This window comes from Bacillus cereus group sp. BcHK124 (assembly GCF_027712065.1).
Taxonomy (GTDB): domain Bacteria; phylum Bacillota; class Bacilli; order Bacillales; family Bacillaceae_G; genus Bacillus_A; species Bacillus_A pacificus.
Genome location: NZ_JAQFPJ010000011.1, coordinates 77258 through 93077 on the forward strand (window position 1 = coordinate 77258; position 15820 = coordinate 93077).

Below are 15820 nucleotides of genomic sequence, written 5' to 3' on the forward strand. Positions count from 1 at the left end.
GGGAATATTATGACCATATTAACTTTAAAATATTTTTGAAATGAGTATAAGAAATCCCATCCTTTCAAAGGATGGGATGCTATTAAGAAATGATAAAACTAAGCACGGTTAGGAATAAAGCGAAGCCTAAAATAGTTCCACATATTTTCATATGGCGTTTACGTCCCATCACGACAATCGCAACATACTCACGAATCATTGCATTAGGCCAGTAATAAAATGCAGTTTTTGATCCGATTCCTTGGCTATTAAGACCTGCTTGTCTTGCATATATACCAGCGCGGAATAGGTGGAAGTTGTTCGTTGTAAAGATACTATTATACTTACCTTCAGGCTTTAAAGAATCCATAATTTCTTTAGAGAACAACATATTTTGATATGTGTTTACAGAGCGATTTTCTTGCACTGTATGTTCAAGCGGAATTCCTTTTTCAACAGCGTACTTTTGCATCGCTTCTGCTTCAGGAAGACCTTCATCTGGACCTTGTCCACCAGAGAAAATAATTGTTGGTGGCGTATTTACAGCGGCTTGTTTCCAGTAAAAGTCGATTGCTTTATGAATACGACTTGCAAGTAAAGGCGGTACTTTATCATTAATTAAGCCGCTACCAAGAACGATAATGAAATCTTGATTACGTCTTGGTCTGTTGAATTGGTATAAAAAATACGCGCTTAAGAAGTTAGATAAGTGTATAAAGAAATATACTGTTATAAGAGAAATACCAGCGAAAATAGGCTGGAAATGTGATGAGAACAAACTTGCTGGACTTATAATAGGCAATAGCATAAAGAATAATATCCCAAAAGCAGCAAGGAGTGTTAAACAGTTAGTGAAACGTCGTCCTTCTCGCTTCATTAAAATTCTAGCATTCAGAAACAGCCCAAACATTAAGGCAATAATACCGAAAGGTAGCATAATGAGAAGTGCTAAAATAGGTAAAATGATAATATAGCGTAAGATATCACTACTTGAATTCACAGATATAATTACACAAAAAAGAAGGAAAAAACAGATAAAGGTATTAAATAAAAAGCCGTTTATTATTTTTCGTGGATCTTTTAAATAGGAGATAAGAAAAATAATAAACAGTATAAGAGGGATAATTCCGAAATACAGCATAAATATAGTACACCTCGACTTGTATAAGAATTTGACATACCTTTTATATTACATGATTTTATAATTGAAAATGAAAGAAAAAGGATTTTGAATTTTCTCAATAAAATATATGGATACATATGTTACAATGTATGTAAAGCGATATATTAAAAGTAAAATGGTTGAAGAGGCACTCTATGGAGTGTCTTTTCTTTTTCGTATGTAATTATGCATATTATATTTATTTTCAAGTGAAGAGGATTAAAATATAAGTGGTAGACATACTTTATAAAACAGAATTTAATACAAACATTTCCCTCTACTTTTTGTATCTAACAATCGTATAACAATACATAATTCTGTTTTATAGTGTCTGTTTATGAAAGGCGTCTTCTTTGAAGGCGCCTTTTTTGTTGTTTCATGTAGATACTTTTCACTGTTGATATAGTGGAAACTATCTATACTAAACATTGGCAATCTTCCGTATAAATATTATCAATTTACTATATATTCCAGTAGTGTTAACCTACATATGAAAGGCTTTCTTTTTCAAAATATTACCCCTAATAAATTTTTGAAGAAGTCAACTGTCTCCAAAATTGCCATTCATGCTTAGCAAAAAAGAATCCTGCAGGATTCTTTTTTGTGTTCGACAGAATATGACAAAATACATTTGAATAATTTGTTATATTGTTAAATGGTTATTATGGAAAGAGAAGGAGACTTAAGTATGAGATTTAAAAAATTAATTTTAACAGGTGCACTTGTTGCAACTACAGCATTTACTTCAATTGGAACAGCGGAGGCAAGCGCAGATTTTAAAGATGTTCCAAACAATCATTGGTCTTATAAAGCAATTATGGATTTAGCAAATAAAAACGTTGTTGCTGGATACGGAAATGGGATTTTTGGATTTGGTGATGATGTAACGCGTGAGCAAGTTGCAGCTCTTATGTTCCGCCACTTAAAACCGACAGTAAAAGAACAGTATAACAATCCATATAAAGATGTTACGGATCGTTCAACTATGTTTAAAAAAGAGATTCTTGCTTTAACAGAGATGGGCGTATTCGTTGGAGATAACACTGGGAAATTCAGACCGAAAGATGCGTTAACTCGTGAAGAAATGGCACAAATTTTGACAAGAGGATTCCAATTGCAAATTAGAGGGGATCATAATTTCCCGGATGTAGATAGAAATGGATGGGCGAATCCTGCGATTACTGCAATTAAATCAAATTATATTACAGCTGGAACTGGTGACGGTACATTCGCACCTAAAATGCATGTAAGTCGTGAGCAATATGTTCAGTTCTTATATAATGCAACGTTACCACTTGAAGAAAGACCAGGAGCAAAACAACCACAGCCGAAACCAGAACCGAAACCAGAAGTAAAGCCAGATCCAAAACGGTTTGCTAACTGTAAAGAGGCAAACGATGCGGGATATTATGACATTACAAGAGATAGTCCATATTACGGTAAGCATTTAGACCGTGATGGCGATGGAATTGCTTGTGAGAAAAAGAAAAAAGGTAAATAAGAAAAAGCACTCAATTTGAGTGCTTTTTCTTATGGAGACATGCTATTTTTTTAGGCACTTTTCATAAAATGAAAGTAAGGAAATGAAAGTAGGTGACAAAATGCCGTCAGTTGTGGAAGGCGTTATTATTGAAAACTGCAATGGAACGATTAATTTAGGAGATAAATATAACGTGCAGCCGATTGAAAAAACGAAAGCTTATAATGGATCGGGATCATCGAATACAGGGATTAAAGTACAAACATTTAGCGGGATTAGTACATCAGATGTAGGGGATAGCGATGTATATGATCAAGTAATCCAATCTACGTTATAATTTTTATATGCAAAATTGCATAAAGTAACATGTTTGTTGTATGTTACACTTTAGCTGTGAGCTGTTAATGATTCTTCTGTATTATAGTTGTTAGATTAGAAATATAACATCTTATCGAAAATCATACGTATAAAAAAGACACTTCAAACGAAGTGTCTTTTTTCATTTTAGTGATACCCTTTAGCAGAGTCTTTATGAATTTTATTTTTAAAGATACTGTAGCTCCAAAGTTGATAGCCAATAACAATTGGTACCATAACCATTGCAACGAAGAACATAATTTTTAAGTTTAATTGACTACCAGCTGCGTTGTATAACGTTGTACTGTATGCATCGTTAATACGAGATGGTAACATTCTTGGGAACATACCTGCAAAGCCAGTTGTCATAAACATTGCGATTGTTAAGCAAACGAATGTGAATGCAAGGCCAATTTTATGTTTGTACACCATAATAAGTGCGAGTACACTCATTAGCATTGCAAGTACTGGAAGAATGAATAGTACCGGATATTCCGTAAAGTTTTGGAATAAGTTTGTCCGATTAGCAGTTGCTACATAGAAAATAGCTAAAATGATAGCAGCTGCCATTGAAAACGGTCTTGCGATTTTATAAGCACGATCAGATACTTCACCAGTCGTTTTAATCATGACCCAAAGGGCACCGGATACGACAAATATAGCAGTGAAGAACAGACCTCCTAAAATACCGTAATGATTTAGTAAGCTAAGTAAATTTCCTTCATAGCCATTTTTTCCGATTTGTAGCCCGTAATAAAGATTAGCAAATGTAACACCGAATAGGAAAGCAATTAAGAAACTACCAATTGCAAATGCCCATTTACAAGTTTTTTGCCAAATTGGTGAATCATCTTTATGCATGAATTCCAGTCCAGCAGCACGAGCAAATAGTGCAAGTAATACTAAGAATAACGGTGTATATAAATAACTAAACATATTTGCATATGTGACTGGGAAGGCAGCAAATGTTGCGCCACCAGCTGTAATTAACCACACTTCATTACCGCCCCAGAACGGGCCAATTGCTTCTTGTAATTGATTTCGTTCTTGTCGGTCTTTCGTAACGAAAGGAAAAATCATTCCGTTACCAAGTGCATATCCATCAAGAATAAAGTAAACTGTCCAAATCACGCCCCATAAACCAAACCAGATAATCGCAAGCATATCATGAGACATGAGCTGCACCTCCCTCAGTAGCAGGTTCCTCTAATGCTGCTGGTCCTTTTTTTGCGAACTTCAGCATTAAGTATACGTCTGCGATTAAAAGTAAAGTGTAGAACAAGATTAAACTAATTAATGAGAACCAAATTTGTGGGACAGATATAGGTGATACAGATTCTGCGGTACGCATGAGTTTATATACTGTCCATGGTTGACGACCTACTTCGGCAACAATCCAACCAGCATTAATTGCGATATATGGTAGTAAAACAGACCATATTGTAATTTTTAAGTAACGTTTTGAGTTTTCTAGTTTTCCTTTTCGGTTTAAGTAGAAACCGTACCAAGTTAATGCCATAAAGAACATACCAAGTGCAACCATTAAGCGGAAGCTATAGTACACGAGGTTAACATTTGGACGATCTTCTTTCGGAATATCTTTTAAACCAACAATTTCGCCATCAAATGAATTTGTATAGAAGAAGCTTCCTAACTTTGGAATCGTTAGGAATTCAAAGTTCTTTTCGTTTTTTACATCAGGAATTTGAACAATCGAGAAGCCTTGTCCTTTTCCAGTTTCCCAAACAGCTTCCATTGCAGCACCTTTAGCAGGTTGATATTTAGCTGCGGATACACCAGATTGATGTCCCATAAACGGTGTAATTGTTGCGGCAAATAAGCCTAACAATAAGCCAAACTTAAATGATTTTTTGAAGAATTCAACTTCATTTTTACGTAATAAGTGATAGGCACTAATTGCCATGACGAAGAAAGCACCAACAATATAACAACCAACTACAGTATGGAAGAACATATTCCAAGCGTATGGATTCGTAACGAGTGCCCAGAAATCATTTAATTCAGCGCGGCCGTTACGTACGACGTAGCCAACAGGGTTTTGCATAAAGCCATTTGCTGTAATAATCCAAAGGGCGGAAATATTTGTTCCAAGTGCAACCATCCACATACAGAAGGCACGGAACTTTGGTGAAATTTTGTCTTTACCGAATAACCATATTCCCATGAAAGTAGATTCTAAGAAAAAGGCAACGAGTGCTTCAATTGCGAGAGGTGATCCGAAAATATCTCCCATATATTTGGAGTACTCAGACCAGTTTGTTCCAAATTGGAATTCCATCGTAATCCCGGTTATAATCCCCATTACGAAGTTAATTGTAAATAATTTACCCCAGAAATTTGCCATTTTGCGGTATGTTGGATTCAATGTGCGGGCGTATTGAGTCTCCATACACGCTACTAAAATAACAAGTCCGATTGTCAAAGGTACAAATAAAAAATGATAAAAAACAGTAATTGCAAATTGAAAACGACTCAGTAACAGAACGTCGGACATAATAAATATTCACTCCTTTTTTACATTATCTACAATCAGTTTATAGTGAAAATGCGTTTAAAGTATGTGAGACTTGTTACAAAGCTGTGTGTATATTTTGAAAGAATTATGTCGATTATCTGAAAATATCTTATTTTTACTATAAAGCGATATCCTTTTTGAGTTTTTCATATTTTGGTACACTATTTATGTAGTGTAAACGAGAGAAAAGAGGGCCTTTTACTATGAAGTCATTAGAAGAGATTTTGCAATACAATGAGAAATTTGTGGAAGAGAAAAAGTATGAAGAGTTTGTAGCGGGGAAATTTCCAAACAAAAAGATGGTAATTATTTCTTGTATGGATACAAGACTTGTTGAACTATTACCGAAAGCGATGAATATGCGTAACGGCGATGTGAAAATTATTAAAGTAGCAGGCGCTGTTATTTCACATCCATTTGGAAGTATTATGCGTAGTATTTTAGTCGCTGTATATGAACTTGGCGCTGATGAAGTATGTGTAGTTGGTCACCACGATTGTGGTATGGCAAAAATTCAAGCAAGCAGTACGATTGAGAAAATGAAAGAACGCGGTGTAACAGAAGAGAAATTAGATATGCTTCGTTATTCTGGAATCGATTTAGAACAATTCTTGCGCGGCTTCTCTAGTGTGGAAGAAAGTGTAGAACATAGCGTATCAGTACTTCGCAACCACCCATTACTTCCGGAAGAAGTACCTGTTCACGGTCTTGTTATCGATCCTGATACAGGAAAATTAGATTTAGTTGTGAATGGTTACGACAATTAAGAATGTACTTTGTCATCCTTTTTATCTGGGACAGGATCAAATCCTCCTGGGTGGAAAGGGTGACATTTTAATATACGCTTACAAGTAAGCCAAAAGCCTTTGAGTGCACCATGCTTTTGAAACGCCTCTAATCCGTAATGAGAACAAGTTGGATAAAAGCGGCAAGTGGGTGGTGTCATCGGAGAAATGAACTTTTGATAAAAGCGTATAATCCCAATAAAAATCTGTTTCATAACGATCTCCTTTTCAGCATATTCTTAAAGTATTATAGCACGACTGTACATAATACTTTACTAATGTGCATTTCCGTTATATCATATTGGATATAACGGAATTAAATTAAAAGCGGGAGAGATGTTGTATGCCATCAGTAGAAAGCTTTGAATTAGATCATACGATTGTAAAGGCACCTTATGTAAGACATTGCGGAGTTCACAATGTAGGTAGTGACGGTATTGTAAATAAATTTGATATTCGTTTTTGCCAACCGAATAAACAAGCAATGAAACCAGATGTTATTCATACGTTAGAACATTTATTAGCATTTAATTTACGTAAATATATTGATCGTTATCCGCATTTTGATATTATCGATATTTCACCAATGGGCTGCCAAACAGGGTATTACCTTGTAGTAAGCGGAACACCGACAGTTCGAGAAATCATTGATTTATTAGAATTAACATTAAAAGATGCGGTTCAAATTACAGAAATTCCAGCTGCAAATGAAACACAATGTGGTCAAGCGAAGCTTCACGATTTAGAAGGAGCAAAACGCTTAATGAACTTCTGGTTAAGCCAAGATAAAGATGAACTTGAGAAAGTATTTGGATAAGAAGAAAAACTGCCTGTAAAAGGGCAGTTTTTTTGTGGCATGATAATAAATGAAATTATATCAACGATTTTTCGAATATATCGACCGTAACTTGAAATATATCAACGATTTTTTTAATATATCGACGTTTCGACACTGGATATCGACTTACCGACAAAAGTTGACAAAAAATCATCCCTATTTTATTACGTGCTTGTAAATGCGAAATTGCTCAAGATTTCATTCTATACGTAGCGAAGGTAGTTTGATATGAGAACGAAGAGTGTAAGAATAGAAACGAAAAAAAACGGAATGCTCATTGATTTTCGTCCGGATATAAATTCGTTAATTCCAACAAGAATAAAGAAACAACTGAGAATAAATTGTACGTATGGGAGAAGTGAGAAACAGATTGGTAATCTGGATATAAGTGCAAAGAAAGAGTATGAGAAGCGTGAAAAGTCCTAAAGCAATCCGTAATCCAATTAGCATGTAATGTCCCCTTAAATAGATTATTTACCGAAATAGTTCTGAGAAGCTAAGAAATAAAGCACCAGATCCAGCGAGAAAAGCAAATATACCACTAGATTTTCTCTCTTGTTTTATTTCCCCTAGTCCTATAGTGAAAGCCATTAACCCTAAGAAAATGAACATGTAAGGCATTATTTCTCTATTACCAGTAAAATATCCGTAAATTACTATACATAATGCAATGAGTGCAAAAGTAATCCGTAATCCTTTTAACATGTATATTCCCCCTACTATTTTATATGGCTAATGATGAGAACGATCCAGGTGAAAACTCCAGCACCAATACAAATAAATCCTGTTCCGGAATCCTTTTTCTTTATTTGTTCAATAGCAATGAGAAACATTAAAGCTCCTAATAGAAATTGTGAAAGGGGGAGAAAGGTATTTTGCCCCGTATAGAGTCCGATTGCTGAAATAATAATTACAGTGAGCGCGATTCCAATGCGAAGTATACGAAACATATTATGAATTCTCCTTATTATTTTTTGTATAAGGATTATCTTCTAGTTTATCGACGGAATGTTTATAAGCGTAGCCTTTATTAATCGTCATGATGGAGAGTACTAGTATGACTAGGACGATGATAATACCGATAATTAATATTTTAAACATGGAATCCCTCCTTTTCTTTATTTTACATAATTTTGTAATTGATGAAAACAATAGAAATAAAAAGGATGAAAGAAGGGTGTTACATGGAGCAGAAAAAAACATATTATATATCAATAGGAAACGGTCAAATTTCACAAGTGAAGACAGCGGATACGTATAATTTTGAGATTTCCGCAAATGATGAGGAAATTACGGAGTTAAGAGAGTACTTTGATCAAGCGTATGTAGAGGATTTAGGTTCATTTGTACGCTCCCACGTTCCATTTGTTGAGTATCATCATGATTCAAATAATGACCGATATGATGAACAACTACAAAAAGCATATAAAATGATTTACGATTTAGGAAATCATGAGACGAAAGAATTAGTCGCGCAAATGGGAATAATCAATGGATTATAATTGGATAATATTATGCAGAAAAGCGAGAATATGCTACAATTTGTGGTAGGAAAAACTTGTAACCATCAATAGGGGAGTAATGGCATGTACAAATTTAAAGATTATTACCACAACACTGTACAATTATCGTTTGAACGTTATCCATTTTCTCCTGAGCCAAAGCATGTTTGGGTTGTATGCCGGTACGGGGATCAATGGTTATTAACGCATCATTTACGTCGCGGTCTTGAATTTCCAGGTGGAAAAGTAGAACTAGGGGAAACACCGGAAGAAGCGGCAGTTCGAGAAGTTCATGAAGAAACCGGCGGCATAGTTTCTGATTTAACTTACTTAGGACAATATAAAGTATCTGGAAAAGACAAAATAATCATTAAAAACATTTATTTTGCAACAATTAGTGCGGTAGAACAACATACGCATTACGAAGAAACGAAAGGATCTGTTTTATTAACAGACATTCCTGACAACATTAAAACAGATAGAAAATTTAGCTTTATAATGCGCGACGATGTATTGGCGCGTACGATGAAACATATAGAAGAAATCGGCTGTTTTACGAAGTAAAGTAGCCGGTTTCTTTTTTTGTGTGTAAGAATAAATGTAAATATATCTTTATATTTATTTGGATATATTATACAATTTTTGTAAAGATATATTTACATTTTAGGAGGGAGAAGATGGATAAAAGGAAAGAAACGACTGTTACTGTTTCGATGGTTAAGTTAAATATCTATTCATTACTTACAATATTTGCGTTGGCGTTTGGAATTGGTTATTTGCATATATTTCTTTCAGGCGAGGTTCAATTTGACTTTACATTGCCCGCTATGTTTCTTTTGATTATTGGAATGATTGTTCTCGTTTGTATTCATGAAGCGATACATCTAATAGGATTTCGTTATATCGGAGGCGTGCCGTGGAGTGAACTAAAATGGGGCGTCAATTGGAAATTAGGTGTTGCATATGCGCATTCTAAAAAAGAAATTACAGTAAAGCAAATGAAGAAAGTGTTAATGTTACCGTTTTTACCGACTGGAATTTTGCCAATTGTATTGGGATTAGCTATGAATCTGGAGCCACTCTCATTTTTAGGAATTCTACTAACAGCAGGTTGCATGGGTGACATTGCCTTATATCAAAAAGTTTCAAAGTTTCCAGACGATGCGCTAGTGATAGATCATCCAAGTAAACCGCAGTTTACTGTATATGAGTCATAAAGGAAGAGGAGGCGTTTTTGAACAAACGGCTTCTTTTTTGTTTGTCAATTTTTGTCGGTAAGTCGATATATTTCAAGTTACGGTCGATATATTCGAAAAGTCGCTGATAAACTTTCTGGAAGACTGCCCGAACCATAGGAAACCTCCTTACAATTTTTGTGATTTATTATCGCATATTCGTTAAAAAATGATTATGATATTTTTGTAGAATGTATTGATGGAGGAATGCATGAAGAGACTGTATGCAAGTTAGTAGGGGTTATCGTTAGCAGGGTGCGAGAGTTCTATGAAGAGTGTGAAAGAAAAAGAAGTGTGTAAAACAGAAAAAGAATGCGTGGAAATAGGAGATAAGAAACTTCAAAAAGTATATGAAAAAATAGATGGATTATCTGAGCTTGAAGCAGTAGAAGATTATGAAATAGAAGAGCATGAAAGTGCAGATATGAAAAAGGCAGAGCGGAAAAAAGAAGATGATAATGAAAATTACTTCTTTTTAGCTTCTTATTATATTGATGGTGATGAAATTGTAGATCCTTATTTTGAAAAAATAGAACGGAAACGTTTAAAGATAGAACAACAAAGTGGTAACTAATGCGAGTTATATATGTTAGCTAAGAAAACGTAAAGAATTGTAGTTCTTTACGTTTTTTATGTTGATAAAATTGAAAATTCTGTATTTTTATCAAAAAGAAGAAGGAACTATAACTATAAAATAGAATTAGTATAAAAATGTCACAATTTAGACACAATTATAATGCGCGTGTTATAGGGACTATAAGTTTACTCTCGAGGAGGTAATGAAACGTATGAAAACGATTCTTGCTGTCGCTGGTCTCATTTGGGTAATGTCTCACGGTTTTCCGATTTTTGAAGGGGAGCAAATTCGTAGTGCATTGGATAAAAAGTTTAATGATTATCATGTGATAGATCGAAAAGATAATGTCGTTACAGTACGTGTGAAAGATTGTTTCCATACAGTTACGGTTGCGGATGGAAATGTTAAAAATGAAACAAAGATGTGTGATAAAAAGTAAAAGAAAGAAGCTGACTATAGTCTATCGCTCTAAGTCAGCTTCTTTTTCGTTTCCCAATTAGAAGTTTTTCAAATGCCTCAACAAACACATACATAAGTGTTGCGAGGACGCACGTGAGTAGTACGCTCAGTAAAACAAGTGTGAAATTAAATACTTGGAATCCGTAGCTAATTAAGTAGCCAAGGCCTTGTTTAGAGACGAGAAGTTCGCCGAATATAACACCGACCCATGATAATCCAACGTTCACTTTTAACGTTGAAATAATGGCTGGGAAAGATGCAGGGAGAACGACTTGTTTATAGCATTGCCATTTATTTGCGCCAAATGTGTCCATCACTTTTATATAGTTAGAATCGACTTCTTGAAATGCGCTGTAAATAACGAGAATGGTAATGATGATGGAAATGATTACTCCCATTGCAATTGACGAAGAAATATTTGGACCGAAGATTACAATGATAATCGGACCAAGTGCTACTTTTGGCATGGCGTTTAGGACGACGAGATATGGATCGAGTACGCGGGCGAGAAGTGGTAGCCACCAAAGGAAAGTAGCGATAATAGCGCCGAGCACTGTTCCAAGAATGAAGCCTAATCCCGTTTCAAGTAATGTCGTCCATATGTGAACCAAAAGCGAACCGTCCATCCATTTACTAAGGAAGAGCTCCCAAATGCTTGAAGGAGAGCTAAAGAGTAAAGGATCAATCCATTCTTTTTTGCTAGCTATCTCCCATAGTGCAAAGAAAAGAATGAGCAGTAAAAGTTGTAAAGAGCGTGCTAACCATGCGCGCCTGCGTTCTTTTTTCCGAAACTGTTCATGTAGTTGTTTTATATTATCCAAGACGCTCCAGCTCCTTCCATATATTTTGGAAGAGGGATGGGAAGTCATGGTGGTGGCGTGATTCTAACGGTGATAAGGAACGGATGCTTTCTGGGACGATAAATGTTTTTGCAATTTTTCCAGGATTCGCTTGCAGTAAATAAATACGATCACTCATCGCAATGGCTTCTTCAATATCATGTGTCACGAGTAGTGACGTTTTCTTATATTTGTGTAGTAAGCTGAAAACGAGATCTTCTAGTTTCAATTTCGTTTGATAATCGAGCGCTGAAAAAGGTTCATCTAGCAATAAAATTTTGGGGTCGGTCGCTAACGTTCGAACGAGGGCGGCACGTTGACGCATACCACCGGATAGTTCACGAGGATATTGCTGCTCTACATCATGTAGACCGACTTGATTTAAAAGCTGTAAAGTATGTTCTTTCGTCTGTTCATCGTAAATTTTTCGTATATGAAGTCCAAGCATAATGTTTTCTTCAATTGTCTTCCAAGGAAACAAGTAGTCTTGCTGTAACATATATCCCATAGATGAAGTTTTCGTTGTAATGGGCTCACCATCTAAAAAGACGATACCTTCAATTGGATCAAGAAGCCCGGCAATAATGGAGAGGAGTGTCGTTTTGCCACAACCACTTGGGCCGAGTATCGAAATGAATTCGCCTTCTTCCACTTGTAAGCTCATATCTTCGAGAATCAATTTGGCATTCTCTTTTGCGAAAAAGCAGTGAGAAACGTTACGTATTTGTAAAAAACTCATACACTTCGCCTCTATTTCTTAATAACGCTTTCGGCAATTTTCGTATTGACGAGCGCTTCATGTGGAACTTCTTTTTGTAATTCGCCAGCGTCTTTCATAATCGTTTGGAGCTGTTTCCATTCTTCAGCATCTAATAGTGGATTTGTCGCATAAGAATGTTGCTTTTTATACCGTTCAATTACTTTTACTGTAATGTCTTTTGAAGTGTCTTTAAATAACGGAGAAACGGCATCAGCAATTTCTTCTGGGCTATGAGTATCAACCCATTGTTGTGCTTTATAGAGCGCCCGTGTGAATTTTTCAGCAGCAGCTTTATCTTTCTTTAAGAAACTTTCTTTTGCCATGAACGTTGTATACGGAACAGTACCAGATTCATTTCCGAACGAAGCGACGATATAACCTTTACCTTCTTTTTCAAATATACTTGCAGTCGGTTCAAAGAGCTGTACAAATTCTCCGGTACCAGATGCAAAGGCATTTGCAATGTTAGCGAATTCGATGTTTTGGATTAAATTTGTATCTTTGTGAGGATCAATGCCATTTTTCTTTAAAACGTATTCTCCAACCATTTGTGGCATGCCGCCTTTACGCTGTCCTAAAAACGTAACACCTTTTACGTCATTCCAATTAAAAGAGTCTAATTTTTTACGCGAAACTAAAAATGTTCCATCTGTTTGTGTAAGTTGTGCGAAGTTAATGACTGGGTCCTTTGCGCCTTGTTGATGAACGTAAATAGATGTTTCAGAACCGACGAGAGCAATATCAATCCCGCCAGATAATAGGGCGGTCATCGTTTTATCTCCACCAGCTGTTGTTTGGAGGTCAACATGCAATCCTTCATCTTTAAAAAATCCTTTTTCAATCCCGACATATAACGGGGCATAGAAGAGAGAATGGGTAACTTCGCCGACGCGAACATTTTGAGTTTGTTCTTTCGTATCTTCTTTTTTACTACTGCAAGCAGCAAATGTGAAGACAGCTAGTAACATGATACAAAAAACAGCTATTAATTTTTTCACTATATAACACCTCCTAGAAGTCACTCTACAAGCATGATATGTAGGTAAGTGCCCATATGTGAGTGTAGATAGCAGGAATTTTTTTGGGGATAAAGAAGTACAAATATAAGGGGTGATAAAATGGAGTACGAATATGATGATAGCGTACATTTACATCTTGATTATTTCGGAACAGAATGCGATATGGAATCGATTGCTTATAAACGGAAGAATGAAGACGTGTGGGATGTATATTTTAATTTTGGAGCATATGGTCTTCAGAAAGATGGGATTGAGACGGGGAAATTTATGGACGAATATGCTGGTTATTACGTTTTTTCTGTACATGCTCGTGATCTTAGTTGGGAATTTGGAAGTGCTCAATTTGAAGAGTGGGTTTTGAAAAATCATATCGTAGAAAAATCGCTGCAAAAATAAGGAGGAATTTTGTGGTCGATTTTCTTATTTTCTTGTTTATTTTTGTAGTCGGGTTTTTTATTATGCAAGTGCTCATTTACCGATTTGCAAAGAAAAACATCCAAAAATACACAAAAATAAAATGGCTTCATTTATGGCTAGAGATGAATATGAAAAAAGGACCGAGATTAGATTTTTTTGATTTTGTAGTTATTGTACTCGTATGTATCGTATGGAAAATATGGCTGTTTCCTTTTATATAATACTTTATCCCGCATTAACGGGCAGCCCGCCCCGCACCTCAAAATTGAGCGAAAGCAAAGAAGTTAGGTGGGGGCGGGTTCTTTTGTTATAGTAATAGTTGTAAAAAACTTGAAGTTATAAGTAAAATAGTGAGTAGTGTTGTGAAAGATATTTTGACAAATACAGAAACACATACATACGGAATTAAAGTGTGATTACAGAATGGACAAATTGGCTGTGTGCAAAGTGTGGGGTAATAAGAAAGAGGTCGTCCACCGTTGGACGACCTCTTTCTTATTATGCTTGGTTAGTGCGGAAGAATGGAAGCTTCTGCACAATGTGAATTAATCCGTATGCAAGAATTAAGCACATAAGGGGATTAATGAAAAATCCATAGCGATTAATTGCTAAGAATAAGTTTGAGAAGATAATGTAAATAATAGAACTTGCTACTAGCATCATAACGCGTTTATGTTTAAATGAATTTAGCATGAAGCAGAAGCTGCTCAAGAATGTGCCGATAATAAACACTCTATGGCATAGTTGCATAAAGTTATGAATACGGTATTGGTCTACAGCAGGAGCTGTTTTGAATAATTCAATTGTTTTACCGACAGTGAACCAAGAGAACCAATAAGTGAAGTCCGTCTTAAAGCCGTTCTTGATTAATTCTTTTGCGTATGCCCCTTTGTCATCTAAGCCTTTGGCTCTCATTTCATTTACTATATTTTCATATCCAATTTTATTAAATGGATCAGCACCCGCAATTAGTGGGTCAGCACCTTGGGTTGAGAATAAAATAAATTGGTTGAGTGCTAAATAGTTACGAACAACCCATGCACCAATAATAAAGAAAGGTCCGATAAACCATAACAATCCGATTCGAATGGAGTCTTTAAATCCATATGTAAATAACACAACAAGAACAGGAATGAGCATCATTGGAGCTGGATTTGGACGGAACATAAGTAAAATTGAAACGACAATTCCAAACCATATATGGAATTTCACTTTATTGTATTTCCATGCGAGAACAAATACATATACACATAACGCTAATAAGAATATGGATGGAACTTCTGTTAGCAATGTACGGAAGTATGTATAGTTACTTGGATAAATAGCATATAAAATACTTGCAACAATTCCATAAATGTTTTTTTCGAACAATTCTTTTCCTATTAAGAATACTAATAGCACTGTGCATAGGTTCATAATCATGTTAATAACAGTTGCTACGTAATAGTAAGGAATTGATGTAATATCAGAAATAATCATAGCGCCAGCTAATAGTAATGGCTGACCTGGTGTAATATATGCATTTTTCCCTGGAACTTCACTAGGTTCTAAATACACATAACCAAATACACCATGTTTTAATAGTTGTTCAGCTGTTAACGAATAGTTAAAGGCATCATTTGCACCATATGTTACTTTGACTAACTCTCCATCTAATCCTGGCTGTTTTACTAAACAAAAAACGTGCAACAGGAAAGAAAGCGCCAAAATTGCATATACCGCTTTAGGCAAACTCTTAAACTTAGTAAGCAAAAATGAGCAACTCCTTTTTTATTAATTCTTTCGTATTTTCATGTGAAATCTTTAATAGTATTAAGGATTTCCAAAACATAGTTATTATATCATAAAGTGGAATGCTGAAATTAAGTTTTTCAA

The 15820-nt window shown here is 35.4% G+C and carries 22 protein-coding genes and 2 pseudogenes; 13 read left to right on the forward strand and 11 right to left on the reverse strand.

Annotated elements, in window-relative coordinates; genetic code table 11:
• Positions 1-82: 82 nt before the first annotated feature.
• Positions 83-1120 carry a YdcF family protein gene (locus PDK19_RS17205; RefSeq protein WP_000965220.1) on the reverse strand — a complete coding sequence of 346 codons (1038 nt, stop codon included), beginning with the start codon at positions 1118-1120 and terminating at the stop codon, positions 83-85.
• A gap of 709 nt (positions 1121-1829) precedes the next feature.
• On the opposite strand from PDK19_RS17205, the gene PDK19_RS17210 reads away from it, so the two are divergent.
• The gene (locus PDK19_RS17210; RefSeq protein ID WP_001211240.1) at positions 1830-2642 is read left to right on the forward strand and encodes an S-layer homology domain-containing protein; all 813 of its coding nucleotides are present in this window, start codon (positions 1830-1832) and stop codon (positions 2640-2642) included.
• A gap of 82 nt (positions 2643-2724) precedes the next feature.
• Complete coding sequence (locus PDK19_RS17215) at positions 2725-2958, forward strand: spore germination protein (RefSeq protein ID WP_041184487.1); 234 nt, start codon at positions 2725-2727, stop codon at positions 2956-2958.
• A gap of 167 nt (positions 2959-3125) precedes the next feature.
• On the opposite strand, the gene cydB is transcribed toward PDK19_RS17215, so the two are convergent.
• Both cydB and cydA read right to left on the reverse strand, forming a co-directional pair.
• The gene (cydB, locus tag PDK19_RS17220; protein WP_000017662.1) at positions 3126-4154 is read right to left on the reverse strand and encodes a cytochrome d ubiquinol oxidase subunit II; all 1029 of its coding nucleotides are present in this window, start codon (positions 4152-4154) and stop codon (positions 3126-3128) included.
• Complete coding sequence (gene cydA, locus PDK19_RS17225) at positions 4144-5493, reverse strand: cytochrome ubiquinol oxidase subunit I (protein ID WP_074615173.1); 1350 nt, start codon at positions 5491-5493, stop codon at positions 4144-4146. The genes cydB and cydA overlap by 11 nt, the downstream gene beginning before the upstream one ends.
• A 224-nt stretch (positions 5494-5717) precedes the next feature.
• On the opposite strand from cydA, the gene PDK19_RS17230 reads away from it, so the two are divergent.
• Complete coding sequence (locus PDK19_RS17230) at positions 5718-6281, forward strand: beta-class carbonic anhydrase (RefSeq protein WP_000838163.1); 564 nt, start codon at positions 5718-5720, stop codon at positions 6279-6281.
• On the opposite strand, the gene yidD is transcribed toward PDK19_RS17230, so the two are convergent.
• Positions 6278-6514 (reverse strand): membrane protein insertion efficiency factor YidD, encoded by a 237-nt coding sequence (gene yidD / locus PDK19_RS17235; protein ID WP_000809333.1) that lies wholly within the window; start codon positions 6512-6514, stop codon positions 6278-6280. The genes PDK19_RS17230 and yidD overlap by 4 nt on opposite strands.
• A 128-nt stretch (positions 6515-6642) precedes the next feature.
• On the opposite strand from yidD, the gene luxS reads away from it, so the two are divergent.
• Together luxS and PDK19_RS17245 are read left to right on the forward strand one after the other, a co-directional pair.
• Entirely contained in the window at positions 6643-7116 is a 474-nt protein-coding gene (luxS, locus tag PDK19_RS17240) for an S-ribosylhomocysteine lyase LuxS (RefSeq protein WP_001141369.1), read from the forward strand.
• Positions 7117-7365: 249 nt separating this feature from the next.
• The gene (locus PDK19_RS17245) at positions 7366-7563 is read left to right on the forward strand and encodes a hypothetical protein (RefSeq protein WP_001259377.1); all 198 of its coding nucleotides are present in this window, start codon (positions 7366-7368) and stop codon (positions 7561-7563) included.
• 48 nt (positions 7564-7611) lie between these two features.
• Here PDK19_RS17245 and PDK19_RS17250 read toward each other — a convergent pair whose 3' ends face one another.
• The 3 genes from PDK19_RS17250 to ytzI are packed head-to-tail and all read right to left on the reverse strand — an operon-like array spanning position 7612 to position 8238.
• Complete coding sequence (locus PDK19_RS17250; RefSeq protein ID WP_270707693.1) at positions 7612-7842, reverse strand: YczI family protein; 231 nt, start codon at positions 7840-7842, stop codon at positions 7612-7614.
• Positions 7843-7856: 14 nt separating this feature from the next.
• Complete coding sequence (locus PDK19_RS17255; protein WP_014893458.1) at positions 7857-8087, reverse strand: DUF3953 domain-containing protein; 231 nt, start codon at positions 8085-8087, stop codon at positions 7857-7859.
• Between the two features lies 1 nt (position 8088).
• Complete coding sequence (ytzI, locus tag PDK19_RS17260) at positions 8089-8238, reverse strand: YtzI protein (protein ID WP_014893459.1); 150 nt, start codon at positions 8236-8238, stop codon at positions 8089-8091.
• A gap of 83 nt (positions 8239-8321) precedes the next feature.
• On the opposite strand from ytzI, the gene PDK19_RS17265 reads away from it, so the two are divergent.
• From PDK19_RS17265 to PDK19_RS17285, 5 genes and pseudogenes are all read left to right on the forward strand, one after another.
• Positions 8322-8639 (forward strand): hypothetical protein, encoded by a 318-nt coding sequence (locus PDK19_RS17265; RefSeq protein ID WP_000435820.1) that lies wholly within the window; start codon positions 8322-8324, stop codon positions 8637-8639.
• Between the two features lie 84 nt (positions 8640-8723).
• Positions 8724-9203 (forward strand): antimutator 8-oxo-(dGTP/GTP)ase, encoded by a 480-nt coding sequence (gene mutTA, locus PDK19_RS17270; protein ID WP_000276389.1) that lies wholly within the window; start codon positions 8724-8726, stop codon positions 9201-9203.
• 113 nt (positions 9204-9316) lie between these two features.
• Complete coding sequence (locus PDK19_RS17275) at positions 9317-9856, forward strand: DUF3267 domain-containing protein (RefSeq protein WP_000361302.1); 540 nt, start codon at positions 9317-9319, stop codon at positions 9854-9856.
• A 217-nt stretch (positions 9857-10073) separates the two neighbouring features.
• Positions 10074-10421 (forward strand): annotated as a pseudogene (locus PDK19_RS17280) (recombinase family protein); the annotation flags it as partial.
• Between the two features lie 241 nt (positions 10422-10662).
• A complete protein-coding gene (locus tag PDK19_RS17285) occupies positions 10663-10890 on the forward strand; it encodes a hypothetical protein (RefSeq protein WP_000849109.1) in 228 nt (75 codons plus the stop codon).
• Positions 10891-10924: 34 nt separating this feature from the next.
• Here PDK19_RS17285 and PDK19_RS17290 read toward each other — a convergent pair whose 3' ends face one another.
• From PDK19_RS17290 to PDK19_RS17300, 3 genes are read right to left on the reverse strand one after another with little or no spacing between them, the layout of a single operon-like run.
• The gene (locus PDK19_RS17290; RefSeq protein WP_000368793.1) at positions 10925-11731 is read right to left on the reverse strand and encodes an ABC transporter permease; all 807 of its coding nucleotides are present in this window, start codon (positions 11729-11731) and stop codon (positions 10925-10927) included.
• Positions 11724-12488, reverse strand: coding sequence for an ABC transporter ATP-binding protein (locus tag PDK19_RS17295; protein ID WP_000009046.1), 765 nt, complete (start codon positions 12486-12488; stop codon positions 11724-11726). Before PDK19_RS17295 ends, PDK19_RS17290 begins: the two co-directional genes overlap by 8 nt.
• 11 nt (positions 12489-12499) lie before the next feature.
• Positions 12500-13507 (reverse strand): ABC transporter substrate-binding protein, encoded by a 1008-nt coding sequence (locus PDK19_RS17300; RefSeq protein ID WP_049113375.1) that lies wholly within the window; start codon positions 13505-13507, stop codon positions 12500-12502.
• 120 nt (positions 13508-13627) lie between these two features.
• Here PDK19_RS17300 and PDK19_RS17305 point away from each other — a divergent pair, with 120 nt between their 5' ends.
• The 3 genes and pseudogenes from PDK19_RS17305 to PDK19_RS17315 form a co-directional block, all read left to right on the forward strand.
• A complete protein-coding gene (locus PDK19_RS17305) occupies positions 13628-13924 on the forward strand; it encodes a DUF3986 family protein (RefSeq protein WP_000455572.1) in 297 nt (98 codons plus the stop codon).
• Between the two features lie 11 nt (positions 13925-13935).
• Positions 13936-14166: a hypothetical protein gene (locus PDK19_RS17310; RefSeq protein ID WP_000227423.1), complete on the forward strand. Its 231-nt coding sequence runs from the start codon at positions 13936-13938 to the stop codon at positions 14164-14166.
• 120 nt (positions 14167-14286) lie between these two features.
• Positions 14287-14361: pseudogene (locus tag PDK19_RS17315) on the forward strand (DUF2196 domain-containing protein); the annotation flags it as partial.
• 82 nt (positions 14362-14443) lie between these two features.
• On the opposite strand, the gene PDK19_RS17320 reads toward PDK19_RS17315, so the two are convergent.
• Positions 14444-15697, reverse strand: a complete 1254-nt coding sequence (locus PDK19_RS17320) for a glycosyltransferase family 39 protein (protein ID WP_000956217.1) — start codon at positions 15695-15697, stop codon at positions 14444-14446.
• Between the last annotated feature and the right edge of the window lie 123 nt (positions 15698-15820).